Origin of the sequence: Nocardiopsis sp. NPDC006139, assembly GCF_040614155.1 — a bacterium.
In the GTDB taxonomy this organism is placed as follows: domain Bacteria; phylum Actinomycetota; class Actinomycetes; order Streptosporangiales; family Streptosporangiaceae; genus Nocardiopsis; species Nocardiopsis changdeensis.
In genome coordinates, this window is the sequence record NZ_JBEXTT010000027.1 from 72,935 (window position 1) to 91,035 (window position 18,101).

The 18,101-nt window shown below is 75.9% G+C and carries 11 protein-coding genes; 5 read left to right on the top strand and 6 right to left on the bottom strand.

The genetic code is table 11. The annotated features are described in order from the left end of the window. The first annotated feature begins 22 nt into the window (after positions 1-22). Positions 23-1,822 (top strand): serine/threonine-protein kinase, encoded by a 1,800-nt coding sequence (locus tag ABZ249_RS27955; protein ID WP_355268781.1) that lies wholly within the window; start codon positions 23-25, stop codon positions 1,820-1,822. An 85-nt stretch (positions 1,823-1,907) separates the two neighbouring features. On the opposite strand, the gene galK is transcribed toward ABZ249_RS27955, so the two are convergent. The 3 genes from galK to ABZ249_RS27970 form a co-directional block, all read right to left on the bottom strand. Next, positions 1,908-3,035, bottom strand: coding sequence for a galactokinase (gene galK / locus ABZ249_RS27960; RefSeq protein ID WP_355268783.1), 1,128 nt, complete (start codon positions 3,033-3,035; stop codon positions 1,908-1,910). A gap of 115 nt (positions 3,036-3,150) precedes the next feature. Continuing rightward, a complete protein-coding gene (galT, locus tag ABZ249_RS27965; protein WP_355268785.1) occupies positions 3,151-4,260 on the bottom strand; it encodes a galactose-1-phosphate uridylyltransferase in 1,110 nt (369 codons plus the stop codon). Then, on the bottom strand, positions 4,257-5,057 hold the full coding sequence (locus ABZ249_RS27970) for a DeoR/GlpR family DNA-binding transcription regulator (RefSeq protein WP_355268787.1): 801 nt from the start codon (positions 5,055-5,057) through the stop codon (positions 4,257-4,259). The genes galT and ABZ249_RS27970 overlap by 4 nt, the downstream gene beginning before the upstream one ends. A 207-nt stretch (positions 5,058-5,264) precedes the next feature. On the opposite strand from ABZ249_RS27970, the gene ABZ249_RS27975 reads away from it, so the two are divergent. After that, positions 5,265-7,460 carry an alpha-galactosidase gene (locus ABZ249_RS27975; protein ID WP_355268789.1) on the top strand — a complete coding sequence of 732 codons (2,196 nt, stop codon included), beginning with the start codon at positions 5,265-5,267 and terminating at the stop codon, positions 7,458-7,460. 89 nt (positions 7,461-7,549) lie between these two features. Here the strand turns inward: ABZ249_RS27975 and thiD are convergent, their stop codons facing one another. Beyond that, positions 7,550-8,347 carry a bifunctional hydroxymethylpyrimidine kinase/phosphomethylpyrimidine kinase gene (thiD, locus tag ABZ249_RS27980; protein WP_355268791.1) on the bottom strand — a complete coding sequence of 266 codons (798 nt, stop codon included), beginning with the start codon at positions 8,345-8,347 and terminating at the stop codon, positions 7,550-7,552. 181 nt (positions 8,348-8,528) lie between these two features. Then, positions 8,529-9,782 carry an NAD(P)/FAD-dependent oxidoreductase gene (locus tag ABZ249_RS27985; protein ID WP_355268793.1) on the bottom strand — a complete coding sequence of 418 codons (1,254 nt, stop codon included), beginning with the start codon at positions 9,780-9,782 and terminating at the stop codon, positions 8,529-8,531. A gap of 128 nt (positions 9,783-9,910) precedes the next feature. On the opposite strand from ABZ249_RS27985, the gene ABZ249_RS27990 reads away from it, so the two are divergent. From ABZ249_RS27990 to ABZ249_RS28000, 3 genes are all read left to right on the top strand, one after another. Then, complete coding sequence (locus tag ABZ249_RS27990) at positions 9,911-11,077, top strand: hypothetical protein (protein WP_355268795.1); 1,167 nt, start codon at positions 9,911-9,913, stop codon at positions 11,075-11,077. Positions 11,078-11,161: 84 nt separating this feature from the next. Further along, positions 11,162-11,782: a TetR family transcriptional regulator C-terminal domain-containing protein gene (locus tag ABZ249_RS27995; RefSeq protein ID WP_355268797.1), complete on the top strand. Its 621-nt coding sequence runs from the start codon at positions 11,162-11,164 to the stop codon at positions 11,780-11,782. A 119-nt stretch (positions 11,783-11,901) separates the two neighbouring features. Next, on the top strand, positions 11,902-13,068 hold the full coding sequence (locus ABZ249_RS28000) for a DUF418 domain-containing protein (protein ID WP_355268809.1): 1,167 nt from the start codon (positions 11,902-11,904) through the stop codon (positions 13,066-13,068). Between the two features lie 58 nt (positions 13,069-13,126). Here ABZ249_RS28000 and ABZ249_RS28005 read toward each other — a convergent pair whose 3' ends face one another. Next, complete coding sequence (locus ABZ249_RS28005) at positions 13,127-17,815, bottom strand: hypothetical protein (RefSeq protein WP_355268799.1); 4,689 nt, start codon at positions 17,813-17,815, stop codon at positions 13,127-13,129. Between the last annotated feature and the right edge of the window lie 286 nt (positions 17,816-18,101).

The following is an 18,101-nucleotide window of genomic DNA, read 5'->3' on the forward strand; positions in this document are numbered from 1 at the left end:
CCTCACCCCGGAGGACGAGCGGATGAACCCCGGCCAGCAGCCTCCCCTGCCCACCGGCTTCCACCCCCTGCGACCCGGGGACCCACTGGTCGTGGGCCCGTTCCACCTGGTCGGCCTGCTCGGCGAGGGCGGTATGGGCACCGTCTACGGGGCCCTGGGCGGTGACGGGGAGCACGTGGCGCTGAAGGTGGTGCGCGACCGGCACGCCGCCGACCCCGTCTACCGGGAGCAGTTCGCCCGGGAGGCCGCGGTGCTGGCCCGGGTGTCGGCCGAGTGCGCGCCCCGGTTCCTGGGCGCCGACCCGGGGGCCGAGCGGCCGTGGATGGCCACCGAGTTCGTCACCGGGCGCACCCTCACCGACCACCTGGCGCAGCTCGGACCGCTGTCCGGGGAACGGCTGCTCGCCTTCGCCGCCGGTACCGCGGAGGCGCTGGCCGCGGTGCACGCCGCCGGGATCACGCACCGGGACGTCAAGCCCGCCAACGTCATCCTTTCGCCGGACGGGCCGAAGCTGCTCGACTTCGGCATCGCCCGCCTCACCGAGGACCCCTCCCCGGAGGAGGGGGTGTTCGGCAGCCCCGGCTGGATCGCGCCCGAGCGCCTGGCCGGGGAGGTCGGGACCCCCAAGGCGGACGTGTTCGCCTGGGGCGGCCTGGTGGTCCACGCGGCGACCGGGCACGGCCCGTTCGGACGGGGCGACACGGCGACGCTGCTCGCCCGGACCCGCCGCGGGGAGGTGGACGCGGAGGGGGTGCCGGACGAGCTGCTGCCGCTGGTCCTGCGGGCGCTGTCCCCCGACCCGGACGCGCGGCCGACGGCGTTCGAGGCCTTCGAGGAACTGCTGGCGCTCGGCCGGACCGCGCCGGAACAGGACCCGCGGACCCGGCTGCGCGTCCTGCTCGCCGCGTCCTGGACCGGGTTCGAGGCCGTGCGCGGGCTCGGCCGGTGGGCCGCGGTGGCCGGGGCGCTGGGCGCGGCCACCGGATCGGCGGCGGCCGGGGCAGGGGCGACCGGAGCGGCGGGCGGCGGCGCCGCGGCCGGAACGGCCGCCGGGGCCGGGGGCACGGCGACCGGCGGGGCCACGACGGCGACCGCCACGGCGAGCGCCGCGGCCGGCGGGGTGACCGGTATCGGCAAGACGGTGGCGGCCGGAGCCGCCATCACGGTGCTCGTCGGGGCCGGCGCCTGGGTCGCGGGCCAGTGGTACGCGGACCGCGAGGAGGAGGGGCCGGTGGTCGAGGCCGCGGCCTCCGAGCCCGAGCCGAGCGGGGAGCCGGTCCAGGAGGTGGCCTACCGGGGGATGACCCTGGAGCTCCCCGAGGACTGGGGGGTGGAGCGCCGGACGTACTCCTTCGAGTACGTCCCCACCGGGGAGACCATCGAAGCGGAGAACGTGAGCCTGCGGACCCCCGAGGCCGACGCCGACTGCACGGCGGACGAGCAGGGGGAGACGTTCCACTGCCCGTCGGTCCGGCTCCTGGGACCCGAGGCCGTCACCTACCGGCAGGGGCAGGCCCCCGTGGACGGGTCGATGCCCTTCATGGGCGGCGGCCTCGACACCTGCCCGGCGGGGGCGGAGCTGCGCGGGGAGGGGGAGATCGAGGAGGTGACCGACGGCCTGGCGCCGGTGGGGGAGCGGACGGCGCACTACCGGGTGTGGGCGGTCCCCTGCTTCCCGGAGGGCGCGGGCACGGCGGAGGAGGACCTCCGCTGGTTCGAGCAGCGTTACTGGCTGCTGCCGGAGTCGGAGATCCTCATCGTGGACGACTACACGCACGAGGGGCTGGAGGAGATCCTGGCCGGGGCCGACCTCCCCGCCTGAGCCGGCCGGGACCGGGGCCCGTTCCCCGGTCGCCCCCCGAGCCGTCGGGAACCGGTGAGCGCCGACGGGTCCGGAGGGACCCGGTTCAGGCGAGGCGGCGGGCGCCGGGGGAGGGGACGGTGGCGAAGAACGCCGGCTCGGCGAAGCCGCGCTCCTTGTAGGCGCCGCGGACCGCCTCGGCGCAGGCGTCGGCGCGCCCGGCCCCGACCAGGGCGATCACGCAGCCGCCGAACCCGCCGCCGGTGATGCGCGCGCCCAGCGCGCCCCCGGCCAGGGCGGCGTCCACGGCGGTGTCCACCTCCGGGACGCTCACCTCGTAGTCGTCGCGCAGGGAGGCGTGCGAGGCGGTCAGCAGCGGTCCGACCGCGGCCACCGCACCTGCCCGCAGCAGGTCCACGGCCTCCAGCACCCGGGCGTTCTCGGTGACCACGTGGCGCACCCGGCGCCGGGTGCGGTCGTCGGGCAGGGCGGCCAGCGCGCCGGGCAGGTCGGTGACGTCGCGCAGCGCGCGGACCCCCAGCAGCCGGGCGGCCTCCTCGCAGCTGCGGCGGCGGTCGGCGTAGGCGCCGTCCACCAGCCGGTGCGGGGCGCGGGTGTCCACCACCAGCAGGGTCAGCCCGTGTGAGGCCGGGTCGAAGGGCACGTGCTCGGCGGCCAGGGTTCGGGTGTCCAGGAACAGGGCGTGTCCCCCGCGGGCCAGCATCGACGCCGACTGGTCCATGATCCCGCAGGGCATGCCGACGAAGCCGTTCTCGGCCCGCTGGGCCAGCCGGGCCGTCTCCTCCGGGGCAGGGGGCGCGTCCCCGGCGGCGGCGAGCAGGGTCGCGCACACCAGGGCGGCGGAGGAGGACAGGCCCGCCCCGGAGGGGACGTCCCCGTCCACGTACAGGTCCAGGCCGCCCATGGGGCGCCCCGTGTCCGCCAGCGCCCACAGCGCGCCCGCCGGGTACGCGGCCCAGCCCGCCACGGTCCCCGGTTCCGGGAGGGCGTCGGCCTCGAAGACCTCCGGGGCCTGCGCGGACCGGAACCGCAGCCGCCCGTCGGCGCGGGGCGCCGCCGCGACCGTCACCGCGTGGGGGAGGGCGACGGGCAGCACGAACCCGTCGTTGTAGTCGGTGTGCTCGCCGATGACGTTGATGCGCCCCGGCGCCCGCCACACCCCGGCCGGGCCGTACCCGAACGCCGCGCGGAACCCCCGCGCCGCGGCGCTCACGCCGGCTCCCGGGCGGTGTCGCGGCGGCCGGGGACCGGGCGGCCGGGCGCGGAACCGGGTGGCGGGGCGGCCGCCGCGCTTTCCTCGGGCCCGGAGCCCGCGGTGGGGGTCGGTCTCACGGCGCGGCCTCCCTGAGGCGGCGGGCGACGGTCTCGGGCGCGACGTCGTTGACGAACACCCCCATGCCGGATTCGGTCCCCGCCAGGTACTTGAGCCTGTCGGGCGCGCGGCGCACGGAGAACACCTCCAGGCGCAGCCGGGACAGGTCGCGGCCGGTGCGCACGGGGGCCTGGTGCCAGGCCGAGATGTAGGGCAGCGGCAGGCCGAACAGGCGGTCCAGCCGGCGCAGCACGTCCAGGTACAGCGGTCCGAAGCCGTCGCGTTCGGCGTCGGTGAGGGAGGGCAGGTCGGGCACCGGGCGGTGCGGGTAGAAGTGGACCTCCACCGGCCAGCGGGCGGCCGCCGGGACGAACGCCGTCCAGTGCTCGCCGCGGGCGACCACCCGCAGCCCCGCCTCCTGTTCGGCGTGCAGGACGTCGGCGAACAGGTCGCGGCCGGTGCGTTCGCGGTGGGCCCGTGCCGAGTCCAGGATCCGCCGCGTGCGCGGCGTGACGAAGGGGAGCGCGTAGATCTGCCCGTGCGGGTGGGGCAGGGTCACCCCGATCTCCGCGCCCCGGTTCTCGAAGCAGTACACCTGCTCCGTGCCGGGCAGGGCGGACAGCGCGCGGGTGCGCTGCGTCCACGCCTCCAGGACGGTGCGCACCCGGCGGGGCGTGAGGTCGGCGAAGGAGGCGTTGTGGTCGGGGCCGAACACCACCACCTCGCAGCGCCCGGTGCCCGGACGCCGGGACCGCTCCACCTCGCCGACGTCGTCGAGGACGCGGCCGCCGTCCGCGGCCAGGGAGGGGAAGCGGTTCTCGAACACCACCACGTCGTAGTCGCCGGCGGGGACCTCGGTGGCGCGGTCGGCCGTGGACGGGCACAGCGGGCAGGCGTCGGCGGCCGGCATGTGGGTGCGGCCCTGGCGGTGGGAGGCGATGACCACCCACTCGCGCAGCAGCGGGTCGAAGCGCAGCTCCGAGGCCGTGGAGAGGGGCGGCAGGTCGCGCCGGTCGGGCTCGGGGACGCGGGGCGGGGCGCCGTCCTCGTCGAAGTACACGATCTCGCGCCCGTCGGCCAGCCTGGCCGGGGTGACGCGGACGCCGTCGGCGGCGGTCCGGCTCATGCCGGGTCCTCCTTCTCCGTCTGCGGGGCGCGGACCCCGGCGAGGACGAGGCGGCCCACGCGCTCGCCGAGCACCTCGCGGGCCCGCGGGTCGAGCCCGTCGTCGGTGACGAGCACGTCGCAGCGGTCCAGGGGCACGATGGTGCTGATGCCAACGGTGCCCCACTTGCTGTGGTCGGCGGCCACCACGAGGGTCCCCGCCGCCTCCACCAGGGCCCGGTCGGTCTCGGCCTCCAGGAGGTTGGGCGTGGTGAACCCGGCGCGCTCCTGCATGCCGTGCACGCCCAGGACGAGCAGGTCCAGGTTCAGCCCCTGGATGGAGGCGAGCGCCAGCGGGCCGACCAGCGCGTCGGAGGGGGTGCGGAAGCCGCCGGTGAGGGCGACCGTCCGGTCCGGGCGCGCGGCCCGGTGGAACACCTCGGCCACCGGCAGGGAGTTGGTGACGACGGTCAGCCCCGGGGTGTCGACCAGGTGCTCGGCGACCAGCGCGGTGGTGGTGCCGCCGGACAGCCCGACCGCCGCGTGCGGGGGTACGAGCCCGGCGACGGCGCGGGCGATCGCGCGCTTCTCGTCCCCCTGGAGGGCGGACTTGGCGGCGAACCCGGGCTCCTCGGTGCGGGCCCGGGCGACGGCTCCGCCGTGCACCTTGCGCAGGGCGCCCCGCGCCTCCAGGGCGTCCAGGTCGCGGCGGACGGTCATGTCCGACACCGCGAGGCTCTCGACCAGGTCCGCGACCCGGACCGCGCCGGTGCTCCGGATCCGTTCGAGGATCAGCTCCTGCCGTTGGGCGGCCAGCATCGCTTCTCCTCGGCCGGTGGAAAATGTTCGATCCCGTTGGGAACTGTGGACCATGGGCCGTCGAAGTGTCAACAACGGGGGAGAGAACGCTCCACGGCCCCGCTTTGTGTCGGAAGGCGTTGGATCGTGTCGGCCGGTGTATTGACAGCCGGCGAACCCGGAACCGAGCATGTGGGGGCCGCCCCAGCGACCCCCGGAGGACCGCCCGTGCCGCAGCAGCCGGGAGCGCCGACCGCCCCCGCCATCGCCCCCGACGTCCCGACCGTCCGACTGGCCGCGGCGGGGACCGCGCTGGTGCTGGGCGTGCCCGACACGGGCCTGCCGTACGTTCTGCACTGGGGCGCCGACCTGCCCGACACCGCCGGGCTGGCCGCGCTGTCCGGCCCGGCCGTCCCGCACAACACCGTCGACGCCGCCTTCCCGCTGTCGCTGGTCCCCGGCCAGGGGGAGGGCTGGTCCGGGCACCCCGGGCTGTCCGGGCACCGCGAGGGCCGGGCCTCACACCCCCGCTGGCTGGTCCGCGAGGTCGTCGTGGACCCGCTGCCGGACTCCCCGGCCGGCACCGGCGGGGTGCTGGTGTTCACCGCCGAGGCGCCGGCCGCGGGACTCGGGCTGCGCGGCGAACTGCGGATGGAGGCCGACGGGCTGCTCCGGGTGCGGCTGGAGGCGACCAACACCGGCGATGACGTGTGGACCCCGGCCGCCCTCCACGTGTTCCTGCCGCTGCCCCGGGAGGCCGAGGAGGTGCTCGACCCCACCGGGCGGTGGTGCCGCGAACGCGCGCCCCAGCGCCGGGACCTCGCCCAGGGGACCCTGCTGCGGGCGTCCCGCCGCGGGCGCACCGGCCACGACGCCCCGCTGTTCCTGGTCGCCGGGACCCCCGGCTTCGGCTTCCGCCGGGGTGAGGTCTGGGGCGTGCACGTCGCCTGGAGCGGCGACCACGTCCACCTGGCCGAACGCCTGCCCGAGGGGGCCGGGCAGGCCGACGCCGTGCTCGGCGGCGGAGAACTCCTGCACCCCGGCGAGGTGCGCCTGGCCCCGGGCGAGTCGTACGGCACCCCCTGGGTGTGCTTCTCCTGGTCGGACCGGGGGCTGGACGGCATGTCGGCGCGCGTCCACCGGTGGCTGCGCGCCCGCCCCCACCACCCGGCGACGCCGCGGCCGGTGGTGCTCAACACCTGGGAGGCCGTCTACTTCGACCACCGCCTCGACAAGCTCAAGGCGCTCGCCGACACCGCCGCCCGCGTCGGCGTGGAGCGCTTCGTCCTCGACGACGGATGGTTCCGCGGCCGCCGCGACGACACGGCGGGCCTGGGTGACTGGACCGTGGACCCCGACGTGTGGCCGGACGGGCTGCACCCGCTGTTCGACCACGTGCGCGCGCTGGGCATGCAGGTGGGGCTGTGGGTGGAGCCGGAGATGGTCAACCCCGACTCCGACCTGTTCCGGGCGCACCCCGACTGGATCCTGGGCCCCGCCGACCACCGGCCGCCCACCGGCCGCGGCCAGCACGTGCTCGACCTGGGCCGCCCCGAGGTCGCCGCGTACCTGCTGGAACGGCTGGACGCGCTGGTCGCGGAGTACCGGCCCGACCACCTCAAGTGGGACCACAACCGCGACCTGTTGGAGGCCGTGCACGGTCCTACCGGCGGCGCGGGCGTGCACCGCCAGACCGCCGCCGTGTACGCGCTGCTGGACCGGCTGCGCGCCCGCCACCCCGGACTGGAGGTCGAGTCGTGCTCCTCCGGCGGCGGCCGGGTGGACCTGGGCGTGCTGGAGCGCACCGACCGGGTGTGGGCCTCCGACGTCAACGACCCGCTGGAGCGGCTGGCGATCCAGCGCTGGACGGGCCTGCTGCTCCCCCCGGAGCTGGTCGGCGGCCACGTGGGCGGGCCGGTGTCGCACACCACCGGCCGCGCCACCGACCTGGCGACGCGCTGCCTGACCGCGCTCATCGGCCACCCCGGCATCGAGTGGGACATCTCCGCCTGCACCGAGGAGGAGCTGGACGTGCTGGCCCGCTGGACCGCCCTGTACCGGGAGCTGCGCCCGCTGCTGCACACCGGGGACCTCGTCCGCGCGGACGACCCCGACCCCGCCGAACAGCTCGACGGTGTCGTCGCCCGCGACGGCGCGCAGGCCGTCTTCCGCTACGCCCGCCTCACCTCCTCGGTCCGCACCCACCCGGGCCGGGTCCGCCTGCCGGGACTGCGCCCGGACCTGCGCTACCGCCTGCGGTGGCGCCAGGACACGGGATGGCCCGCCACCATGCAGCGCGCCGTGCCGGAGTGGTCCGCCCGCGGGGAGGCGGTCGCCTCCGGCCGCGTCCTGGAGCGGTCCGGCGTCCAGTTGCCCAACCTCACCCCCGGCCAGGTGCTCCTGCTCCACCTCACCCCCGCCTGACCGCCGCCCCGGCCGGAGGGCGGCCCGGGCCGTTCGGCATTCCGAAGGCCCGGGTGCCGGGTGCCCCGAGGGCCCACGCCCCGGACGGGTCAGCGTGGGGAGCGGGTGGTGACCGAGGCGAAGGGGGCGTGCGTGGTCAGCCTCTGCTCGATGCCCCGGCGCACCATCTCCTTGGCGGTGGCCGCGGCCGCGCCCACCTCGGCGCCCTTGGCCAGCTCCGCCGTGATCGCGGCGGCGAAGGTGCAGCCCGCGCCGCTCACCCGCTCCTGCCCGATCTTGGGGGCGCGCAGCACGGTCACCTCCTCGCCGTCGAAGTGCACGTCGACGGCGTCGGGGCCGGGCAGCTCCACGCCGCCCTTGGCGATCACGTGCGAGGGCCCCAGGTCGTGGATGCGCCGGGCCGCCTCGACGAGGTCGTCGACGGTGTCGATGCTCTCCATGCCCGACAGCGTCATCGCCTCGAAGTGGTTGGGCGTGATCACCGTCGCCAGCGGCAGGACCTTCTCGGTGAGCGCCTTGTCGGTGTCCAGCGCCGCGCCCGGCTCCTGGCCCTTGCAGATCAGGACCGGGTCCAGCACCACGTGCCGCCAGTCCCGCTCGCGCAGGCCCTGCGCGACCACGTCGATGGTGTCGGGGGTGCCGAGCATCCCGATCTTCACCACGTCCAGGTCGTGGCAGGCCGTGGCCGCCTCGATCTGGTCGGCGATGACCTGCGGGTCGACCGGCACGAACCGGTGCCCCCAGCCGTTCTTCGGGTCGAAGGAGACGATGCAGGTGATCGTCCCCATCCCGTAGACGCCCAGCTCCTGGAACGCCTTCAGGTCGGCCTGGATCCCGGCGCCCCCCGTGGCCTCCGAACCCGCGATCACGTACGCGCGATCGGTCATCGGGCAACCCCCCTCGTGTTGGATGTGCTCTGGTCGGTGCCGGGAACGGACTCGGGGAAGGCGAGACGGTTCCACGGCTCCGCACAATTCCACCACAAAGCCCAGGTAAGGGGGCGTTGTCCACAGGTCGCCCCGTTCTCTCCCGGGTGCCTCCGGGGCCCGGTCCGGCGGCGGGACGGGCTCAGCGGTCGGACAGCAGGTCGTCGGAGACCGCGTAGCCGCTGTCGTAGGCGCCGTCCACGGTGTTCTCCCCCGTGACCGCCTCCCCCGCGAAGAACAGGGTCCGGTCCACCGGTTCGCCCAGCGCCGCGGGCGCGTCGTGCGCCCCCGGCGGGACGTGCAGGTACGCGCCCCGGCTGTACTCGTCCGCCGCCCAGTCGTGCGTGATCCTCCCCACGGGGTCCGGCACCGCGCCGCCCACCGCGGACGCCAGCATCCGCAGCCCCTCGGCGAACCGGTCGGGGCCCGGGCGGGCCAGCAGGTCGCGGGCCCGGTCCCCGGCGGCCCACACCGACACCGTCTCCGGGGCGCGCGCCACGCTCCAGACCACCGCGCCGTCCCCCTCCAGCGTGTCCCGGCCGGCGGGCAGGACCGGCCGGTCGAACCGGTACACCAGCTTGACGGCGTCGGTGGCCTCCAGCGCCGCCGCCGCGTCCCGGTGGCCGGCGGGCAGCGCGGGCTCGAACCGCACCGACCCCGACCGCAGCACCCCGACGGGCAGCGCCAGCACGCACCGGCGGGCCCGGACGGGGCGCCTCCGCCCGGCCACACCGATCTCCACCCCGGCCGGTCCGCGCCGCACGAGCCGGACCGGGCTGCGCAGCGCGATCACCGGGCCCGCCGCCAGCGGTTCCAGCAGCCGGTCGTACCCGTCCGGCACCCGGAAGTCCTCCCGCGGCGCGCTCCACCAGTCGAGCACCCCGGTGTCGTGCACCCACCGCGCGCTCCACCGCTCCAGGGGCTCTCCGTCGACCTCCACCGGCGGCCACAGCGACTCGGGCACCCCCAGCCTGCGCAGGTAGGCGGCGGCGTCCTCGTCCTCGCGCGGCCCCCGGGGCAGGTCCAGGGGCGGCGGCGCCGGCCGGTCCGAGCGCATCCGCACGGTACGCGCCCCGGTCTCGGCCACCAGCTCCCAGGTGGAGGCGTCCGCCCCGTGGATCAGCCCGGCGCCCAGCTCCACCGCCACCGGCGCCAGGGACCGGTCGGTGAACACCTGGCCGCCCACCCGGCCGCGGGCCTCCAGCACCACCACACGCAGGCCGTGGTCGTACAGGTTGCGCGCGGCGGCCAGCCCGGCCGGCCCCGCCCCGACCACCGCCACGTCCCATTCCGGGGGCGGGACGGCGGAGGAGGCGGTGGCGGCCAGCAGGGCGCCGCCGCCCAGCGCGAGGAAGGCGCGGCGGCTCCGGCGGGAGGGGCGGGGGTCGGAGGGCATACGGGTATGAGAGCACGCGCGGCGCGCACGGCCGCTCCGGGGTGCGGTCCGTCACCGCCATGCACCAGACTCGGACACGGAACACCGGCCGCCCGAACCACACCGGTCACCGAGGAGTCACACAGCGCATGTCCGACACACAGAGTCCCGGCGGTCCCCGCCCCGATCTGGTCGCCTTGATCGTGGAGGCGTTCGCGCGCGCGGAGATCACCGCGGAGCGGCGTTCTTCCACCGAGGTGCTGATCCACCTCCCCGAGGCCGAGCCCTTCCTCAACGACTACGCCGAGGCGGTCCGGAGCGCCCGCGAGTACCCCGGCGAGCAGTACCCGGAGCTGGCCTCGCAGGTCGTCCTCGCGCTGATGCGGGGCTTCCGCGAACGCGGCGTCGCCCTGGGCACCCACTACCCGCCCCGCACCTCCGACCACGCCCGCGGCGCCCTCCTGGCCGTGCTCGAACAGCTGGGCCTGCGCGCCAGGTTCCTGTTCCCGAACGTCCTGGAGGTGGAGACCCCCCAGGGCTCGGTCCGCACCGACGTCAGCCGGTACCTGGAGGGGCTGGAGGACGCCTCCGTCGACGCGGCCTTCGACCGGGCGGGCCCCTACGCGGAGGCCCTCGCCGGGCAGATCCGGCAGATCGCCCCGCAGAACGCGGACTCCGCCGGGCGGCTGCGCTCCCGCGTCTACCCGGCCGACGCCCTCCCGCAGGAGGTGTGGGACACCCTGCTGTACCGCGACTTCGCCGAGGGCCTGCGCGAGACGGTGGTCATCGACACGCCCGACAGCGTGCAGCCGCTGAACCGGTCCGCGCTGGAGTCGATGGACCTCACGCCGGAGCAGGCCTTCACGCAGGCGGTGGCCGCCTCGGTCGCCGAGGAGGTGGAGGCGAGCGAGGTCGACCTCGGCGGCGCGGCCATCATCCACATCGGCGGGGCCCAGCCCTACACCGCCGCCCAGGCCCACGTGCTCTCCCGCTTCCTGGGGGAGGCGCCCCACGGCGCGCTGGTGGCCTTCCCGGTGCGCGAGGTGGTGCTGGCGCACCCGCTGGGCAAGGGCCACCCGATCATGGCGATGGAACGCCTCCAGGAGCTGGCCGAGCGCTTCGTCGCCGACGCGGAGAAGCCGATCAGCGCCCAGCTGTTCTGGTGGCACCCGGACTCCGCCGAGCGGGCCGAGGCCGGGGTGCCCGACCTGCGCCCGGTGGGGGTGAAGGTCGACCACGGGGACCGGTCGGTGTCCCTGTACACCTCCGACGACGAGTTCGGGCCGCTGCTGAACCGCTTGATGGAGGCCGGCTGAGGCCTCCCGCCCCGGGCGCGGCCGGACCCGGCCGCACCCGGGGCCACCCCTTGCCCCATAAAAATAGTGCGGTATTATTTTTTCATGGCACGGACCGCGGATCACGAACAGAGGCGACGACAGGTCGCCGAAGCGCTCATGGCGGTGGTGGGGGAGCGGGGCCTGGCCCGGACCACCCTCGCCGACGTCGCCGACCACGCCGGGGTGTCCGTCGGCCTGGTGCAGCGCTACTTCCGCTCCAAGGCGCAGCTGCTGCGGTTCGGCGTGGAGCACATGTACCACCGGGCCGAGCAGCGGTTGCAGGAGGTCTCCGACGGACCGGTCTCCTCGGTGCGCGACTGGCTCGACCGCGCCACAGAGACGCTGCTGCCCCTGGACGACGAGCGCGTCCGCGAGCTGACCGTCTGGCTGGAGTTCCTCCCGGCGGCCCTGGCCGACCCCGAGATGCTGCGGATGCACCGCGAGACCACCCGGACCCTCGCCGACGCGCTCACCGAGGCGCTGGAGATCGCAGTGAGGGAGGGGGAGCTCCCCGCCGACCGCGACCCCCGGGCGGAGGCGGTCGCCCTGATCGCCTGCGTCGACGGCCTGACCCTGCACCACCTCGTCACCGCCGAGCCCTTCACCGCTGAGGCGATCCGTACCGCCCTCACCACCCACCTCGACCGGCTCTTCACGGCCCCTGAGAGCCCCCGGACCCCTTGATCACCGATGATCCCGACACGGAGGCCACGACCTTGACCGGTCACACCGACGAGACCCGAGCACCCGACACCCCGGCGGCCCCCGCCGCACCCGGTGCCCCTGCGGCCGCGTCCCGCCGCCTGCCCCTGCTCGACGTCCTGCGCGGCGTCGCGATCCTGGGCACCCTCGCCACCAACGTGTGGCTGTTCGCCGCACCCGGCGGCGAGGCCAACATGCTCTTCACCGCCTCGCTCAGCCCGCTGGAGGCGGCGCTGGCCGACCCCTCCCCGGCGACCGTCGCCGAGGGCGTCTTCCTGCTGCTGTCCAACGGCAAGTTCCTGGCGCTGCTCACCCTCCTCTTCGGGGTGGGCCTGGCCATCCAGTTCCGGTCCGCGGCGAAGAAGGGCGGCCGCTGGCCCGGCCCCTACAAGTGGCGGGCGCTGTTCCTGTTCACCGAGGGCCTGGTGCACTTCACCCTGGTGTTCGCCGCCGACGTCCTCATGGGCTACGCCGTGACCTCCCTGCTGGTGGCCTGGCTGCTCACCCGGTCACAACGGGCCCAGAACGCGGTCATGTGGACCTGCCTCGTGCTGCACCTGGCCGTGGTCGGCCTGCTCACCGCCGCGTACACGCTCTTCCCGCAGCCGGGCGAGCAGTCCGCCGACGGCGGGGTCCCGGCCGACGTCGTGGACCTGTACGCGCACGGCGGCTACCTCGAACAGATCGCGTTCCGCCTGGACAACGCGCTGGCGATGCGCTCGGAGCCGATCATCACGTTCGCCTTCATGGTCTTCATGTTCCTGCTGGGCGTGCGCCTGTTCCGGGCCGGCGCCTTCGGCGGCGACGCCGCCGGACGTCGGCTGCGCGGCCGCCTGCTGGCCTGGGGCCTGGGCGTGGGCGTCCCGCTCAACATCGCGACCGCCCTGGGCGGGGCCGACCTGTTCTTCGTGGACCGCTACGTCGCCGCCCCCGTCGTGGCCCTGGGCCTGGTCGGCGCCATCGGGTGGCTGGTGGACCGGGCCGACCCGGCCGGGTGGGGGATCGTGTCCCTGTCCTCCCTGGGCCGCATGGCGATGAGCGGGTACGTGGCGCAGAACCTCCTGTGCATGCTCGCCTGCTACGGCGTCGGCCTGGGCCTGGCCGCCCGGCTGGACGGGACCGGCCCGTGGTGGGTGATGGGGCTGTGGGCGGCGGTCGCCGCACTGCTCCTGGCCTGGTCCACCCTGTGGCTGCGCCGGTTCCGGCTCGGGCCGCTGGAGGCGCTGCAGAAGGCCGTGCTGGGCCGGCTCCCCGAACGCCGCCGCTGACGGCGCGGGCCGCCGACGGCGGGCCGGTGGTGCGCGGCGCGCACCACCGGCCCGCGGCTCAGCCGTCCGCCTCCCGGGAGCGCCAGGCCGCCTCGAACATCTCGTGCAGCGGGGCGATCGGGAGCTGCCCGGAGGTCGGGGAGACCAGCACCTTCTTGTCGGAGAGCACCGCGAAGTGGGTTTCCAGCTTGGCGGCCTCCACCGGCAGGTCCGGCGCCTTGGGCGCCACCCACCCGTCCTGCGCGAACAGGGTCCGCCCGGCCCGGGGCCGCTTGCCCAGGTCGACCGCGCCCGTCTCCAGCAGCCGTGCGGCCGTCTTCTTGTGCCGGGCCGCCGACCAGCCGTTCCACCGGCGCACGTTCTGGTCGGTGGGCCGGGACAGGGTGAGCAGCTGGAGGTACAGCGCGGCCGCGTCGGCGTCGGTGTCCAGCGCGGCGGCGGCCTCCTCCACCAGCTCCGGAACGCTCAGCCGCGGGTCGGCCTCGTACCCGCCGGCCGGAACGGGGGTGTCCGCGGTCCGCGCGGCCATGCGGCCCAGCGACCCGACGCAGACCTCCCTGAGGCCGCGCAGCTCCACCAGCAGCGACGCCTTGTCCTCGGGATCCTTGAAGTCGCGCGCGACCAGGGCCTTCTCCGTCGCCTCGTACACCCCGGGCTCGAAGAACCCGGCGGGACGCACGTAGACGTGCCCCCAGTGTGTTCGTCCGGCCGCCATGACGAGCAGCGGCCCGCCCAGGATCTCGGGGATCCGCCGTTCGGGGTCGCGGGTCCGGTGCAGCCGGTAGGGCAGCCGCTCGTACCCGGTCGCCTCCAGCAGCGGGAGAATGTCGCCGAGGTCGGCGTAGGAGCCCACCGGCACCAGCAGCCCCGGGGCCCGCATCCGGTCGACCAGCCGGCGGTGCAGCTCCGGCACCCCGGCGGCACACGGGTGGCCCACCGGGAGCCGGGCGGACGGCCACGCCACGAGCGAGGTCGCCACCCGGTACGGGTAGCAGGTGACCGGGTCGTAGTGGTAGATCTTGCGGTCCGGCAGCCCGTCCTCCGACACGGAGAACAGGGAGGGGTTGCTGTACGGTCCCTCGTCCTCGGCGATGACGCGATTCAGGTCCCGGGTGCAGAAGTCGGAGGAGGACGGGTCCATGAGCGTCTCCGCCCACTGCGCACCCAGCTTGAGCTCCTTGTCGAGCAGGGCGACGGCCTCCGCGTCGAGCACGGGGCGCACCCCGACCAGTTCCGCCCACACCGCGGCCGCCCGCTCGGCGGCGCGCACGTCCCCGTCCGGCTCCCACAGGTCGGCCGGATCCTCAGGTAGAGCAGCGCCCAGCAGCCGGGTCAGGCCGTCCGGGCCCAGGGTCCTGACCACCCGGTCGTACTCCCCGGCCAGGCTCGTCCGCGCCTTGGCGCCGCCGGGCCTGGCGTCCGGGAGCCCCAGGCGCCCGTTCAGCACGAGCACGGTGAGGGGCTCCAGGGCCCCGGTCCGGCCGACGAACGCGCGCACCGCCGCGTCCCCGGCCCGGGTCGGCCCCCGCTCATCGAGGAGCTCCAGCAGGCGCCGGATGCGCGCGGCCCGGTCGGGGCCGACGGTCACCGTGTCCACGCCGTCGGCCTCTTCGGGGGCGGGCGCGGAGTCCGGCTGCACGAAGTAGTACCACTCACGGGGGTGCGGGATCTCGCCCGGTTCCGGGGCGGGGTGGACGGAGGAACTCCAGGACGTCTGTACGCGCTTTCCGGTGATGATCGCCTGTCCCACCGCTACCAGCGGCTCCAGTGCGCCGCCCCGGGCCAGTCCCCGCCGCCACCGGGTGCCGGGCTCGGCGAAGGGCAGGCCCGCCCAGGTGCGGAGCAGGTCGGTGAGTGTCCGCCGGGCCTCCTCGTCGGTCGTGGTCGCCAGCCTCCACAGGGCGGCGTCCACCCGGACCAGCAGGTCGGGCCAGTGGACGGGCGGTGCGGGCGGGGAGACCCGGCGGGTCGCGTCGGTGATGTCCCCGCGCAGGAAGGCCCCGTCGGCGGCCACGGCCGTGAGGGTGGCGGCGCCGGACCCCTTGGAGAGCGCCAGCGGAGTGAGGCCGTGCAGGGCCCGGCCCAGTTCCCCGTCGGTCGTGGCGGACGGTGCCACCACCTTCGCGGTCTCGATCGAGGAGAGGAAGCGGGTCGCCCGCTCCCGGCGCCCGCGCACCCCGGCCGCGTGCAGCACGGTCTCCACGATTCCGCCGGGGCCGTCGACGAGCCGGTCGTCGGTGACCCCGGGGAGCAGCCGGGCCACGGCGTCGCGCACCGCGGCGGCGTCCCCGGTGCTCCCGGCGGCATCGAGGAGCCCGCGGGCCAGCGCGGCGTCCGCCCCGCGCAGCGCCCTGGAGCCCTCCGCGTCCCGGGGCACCAGGAAGTGCCAGAACGCGGGCGGGGGGAACAGCATGCGGCCGCCGCCGTCGCCCGGTCCGTCCGGGTCGTGGCCGGGGAGGCACCACACCTCCCACCACGGCTCGTCGCCCTCGGTCGTCAGGCAGCGCAGAACGCGCACGCGGCTCTTCCACTCCTCCACCAGCAGACCGTCGCCGCCCCCGGGCATACGGAGGACGCCCCAGGATTTGGAGGTGTACCTGTGACCCGTCGTGGCCCTGCGCCCGTCGACCCCTTCGACGACGGTGGTCCGGGACTTCTTCCCGGACCCCTCGCCGACGGCCTCGCGCAGGCGGAACCCGACGACGCCGTCCACCGCGCCCAGCGGTGAGTCCGTGACGCCCTCGGGCAGCGGAGCCAGGCTGCACCGCCCCAGCCGGGAGTCCTTCCCGGCATCGGTGCCGACGAGGAACCCGGGGCGGGAGTGCACGCCCGTCGGGGTCCCGTCGACCGGGTCGAGCTCCTCGAAGGGCGGGTCGTCGGCCTTGCGCACGTACAGGTGGCGCCACAGCCGCTCACCGTCGCTCAGCAGGTCCTCCGAGCGGCCCACCCCCTCGGGGTCGCCCGGCCGCACCAGGCGGTCGCCCCCATGGCGGCCCCGGTCCCCGCCGAAGCTGAAGCCGAGGGCGTCGCTGAAACGTCCGCCGGGGGAGGGGACGTCACCGGGCCGGACCCCGGTGAGGACGCGCCCGGGGTCCGAGCACCAGAACGCCGAGCGGTGGTCCGCGTCGTCGTCGCCGTCGTGCCAGGTGACCAGGAGGTCGTCCCCGACGTGGTGGACGGCGAACCGCGACGCCTCCGCCGGGATCGTGAACGAGACGCGGGCCCGCACCCCCCGGTGGTCGACGGCGACGGCCAGGGACCGCCCGTAGAGGGTGAGCACCGGCCAGCTGGAGGTCATCCCCAGCAGGGGCTCCTCCGCCGCGGCGAACTCCGCGACGGCCTCCTCGAAGGCGGGCCAGGTGTACTCCGCGGGGACGCCGAACCGCAGGGCGCGGGCCAGCGGCCCGGACAGGTCGGGGCCGTCCAGGTACCGGCCCGCCCGGGCCAGGGCCAGGGCGTTCCCGTGGCCGAGCATCTTCTCCACGGCGGCCACCGCCGCCTCGGCCGCGAGCGGTGTGCCCTCGGTGAGCCGTTCCATGTGGGCGTCCAGGGCCTGCGCGGTCTCCGGTGCCAGGCCGGGGACGTCGCCGGGAGCGGCCGGTGCGGACTTCGGTGCGGGCTCCGGTGCGGGGGCCTTCGGAGCCGGACGGAAGCGGGCGAACCGCGGGTCGGCCGCCACCGCCTCCAGCGGTCCGCTGATCCGGGAGCGGAGCTCCACCCTCGGGCCGGGGTCGGCCACGGGCAGCCCGGCGGCCAGGCAGGCGTCGGCGAACCCGAGGTCCAGGGTGGGCCTCCACCGGCCCGCGTCCAGCCTGACCCGCCCGCCCCCGGCGCGGACCCGGTCGGCGATGCGCGGGACCAGCGCGTGCAGCTCCGGCGCCATCGGCTGGATCTTCATGTACCGGCCGTCCTTGACCTGGGAGTACCGGCGCGGGAAGGCGGAGAGCCAGTCCGCGTACCCGCCCGCGGGCACGATCCTCCCGTCCACCAGGTCGTCGATCAGCCCGAGGGAGTCCAGCAGTCGCAGCCAGGCGCCGCCGTCGGTCGTGGCCTGGGGGAACAGGTTCACCAGGGCGGCCCGGGCGCCCTCCTCCGGCGGGTGCTCGGCGAACACCTTCGCCGCGGCGTCCAGGAGCCTGTCGGAGGCCCCGGCCCCCGGGGCGCGCTCGGTGAGGATCCGGCCCAGGGCGCGGCCGACCTCGTCGGGTCCCAGGCCGGCGTGCGCGGCCGCCGCCCGCAGCCGGGTGACGAGGTCGGCGGGCAGGCCGTCCTGCCCCCGCGCCCAGCCCTGGAGGAACCGCAGGAACTCCCGGTACGCCTCCTCCGCCGGGAACAGCCCGGTCAGCCGGTCCCAGTGGAGGCGGACCTCCTTGGCGGGCAGGGCGCCGTACCGGGTGAACAGCAGCGCGTTCTCGACCGCGTGCACCTTCGACACCGGGAGCCGGTGCCGCGCCTCGGCCTCCCGGGCCGCCGTGTACGCGGCCCCGGCCCGGCGGGGGTGCTGCGGGGCCAGCCGGTGGCCGATGGTGTCCCACAGCCACGGCAGATGGTCCAGGGGGAGCCCGACCCGGGAGGCGCGGGACTCGATCCAGTTCAGGTCCCCGGCGAGCTTGCGCGGGGACTGCGGCAGCTTGTCGAGGAACTCCGCGGCCGCCTGTTCGTTGGCGGGGTCGTTGAGGCGGACCCAGTCGGAGTAGAGCGTCGACTCCGAGGCGTGCTGCGGGAGAGGAGGGAGTGGATGAGGCATGCGGGGAGTATCCCAGCGGTCACGGACACCCCGGTGCCCCGGGCCCGCCCCCGCCGCACCTCAGAAGAACGACCGCCGGAACGGCGCGGTGCCCCGGACCGGCGGGTCCGGGGCACCGGGCGTGTGCGGCGGCTCAGGCCGCGAGGGAGGACTCCCGGCGGCCGGAGGCGGGGAGCGCGGAGGCGTCGGGCGTGTCCTCGTTGCCCTTCAGCGGCGCGAAACCGCGCAGCCGGAGGCTGTTGCTGATGACGAAGACACTGGAGAACGCCATGGCCGCTCCCGCGAT

Bases quoted from the DNA above. Each gene is read 5' to 3' on its own strand.
- ABZ249_RS27955 (WP_355268781.1), top strand. From the start codon at position 23: ATGAACCCCGGCCAGCAGCCTCCCCTGCCCACCGGCTTCCACCCCCTG.
- galT (WP_355268785.1), bottom strand. From the start codon at position 4,260: ATGAGCCGGACCGCCGCCGACGGCGTCCGCGTCACCCCGGCCAGGCTG.
- ABZ249_RS27970 (WP_355268787.1), bottom strand. From the start codon at position 5,057: ATGCTGGCCGCCCAACGGCAGGAGCTGATCCTCGAACGGATCCGGAGC.
- thiD (WP_355268791.1), bottom strand. From the start codon at position 8,347: ATGACCGATCGCGCGTACGTGATCGCGGGTTCGGAGGCCACGGGGGGC.
- ABZ249_RS27985 (WP_355268793.1), bottom strand. From the start codon at position 9,782: ATGCCCTCCGACCCCCGCCCCTCCCGCCGGAGCCGCCGCGCCTTCCTC.
- ABZ249_RS27990 (WP_355268795.1), top strand. From the start codon at position 9,911: ATGTCCGACACACAGAGTCCCGGCGGTCCCCGCCCCGATCTGGTCGCC.
- ABZ249_RS27995 (WP_355268797.1), top strand. From the start codon at position 11,162: ATGGCACGGACCGCGGATCACGAACAGAGGCGACGACAGGTCGCCGAA.
- ABZ249_RS28005 (WP_355268799.1), bottom strand. From the start codon at position 17,815: ATGCCTCATCCACTCCCTCCTCTCCCGCAGCACGCCTCGGAGTCGACG.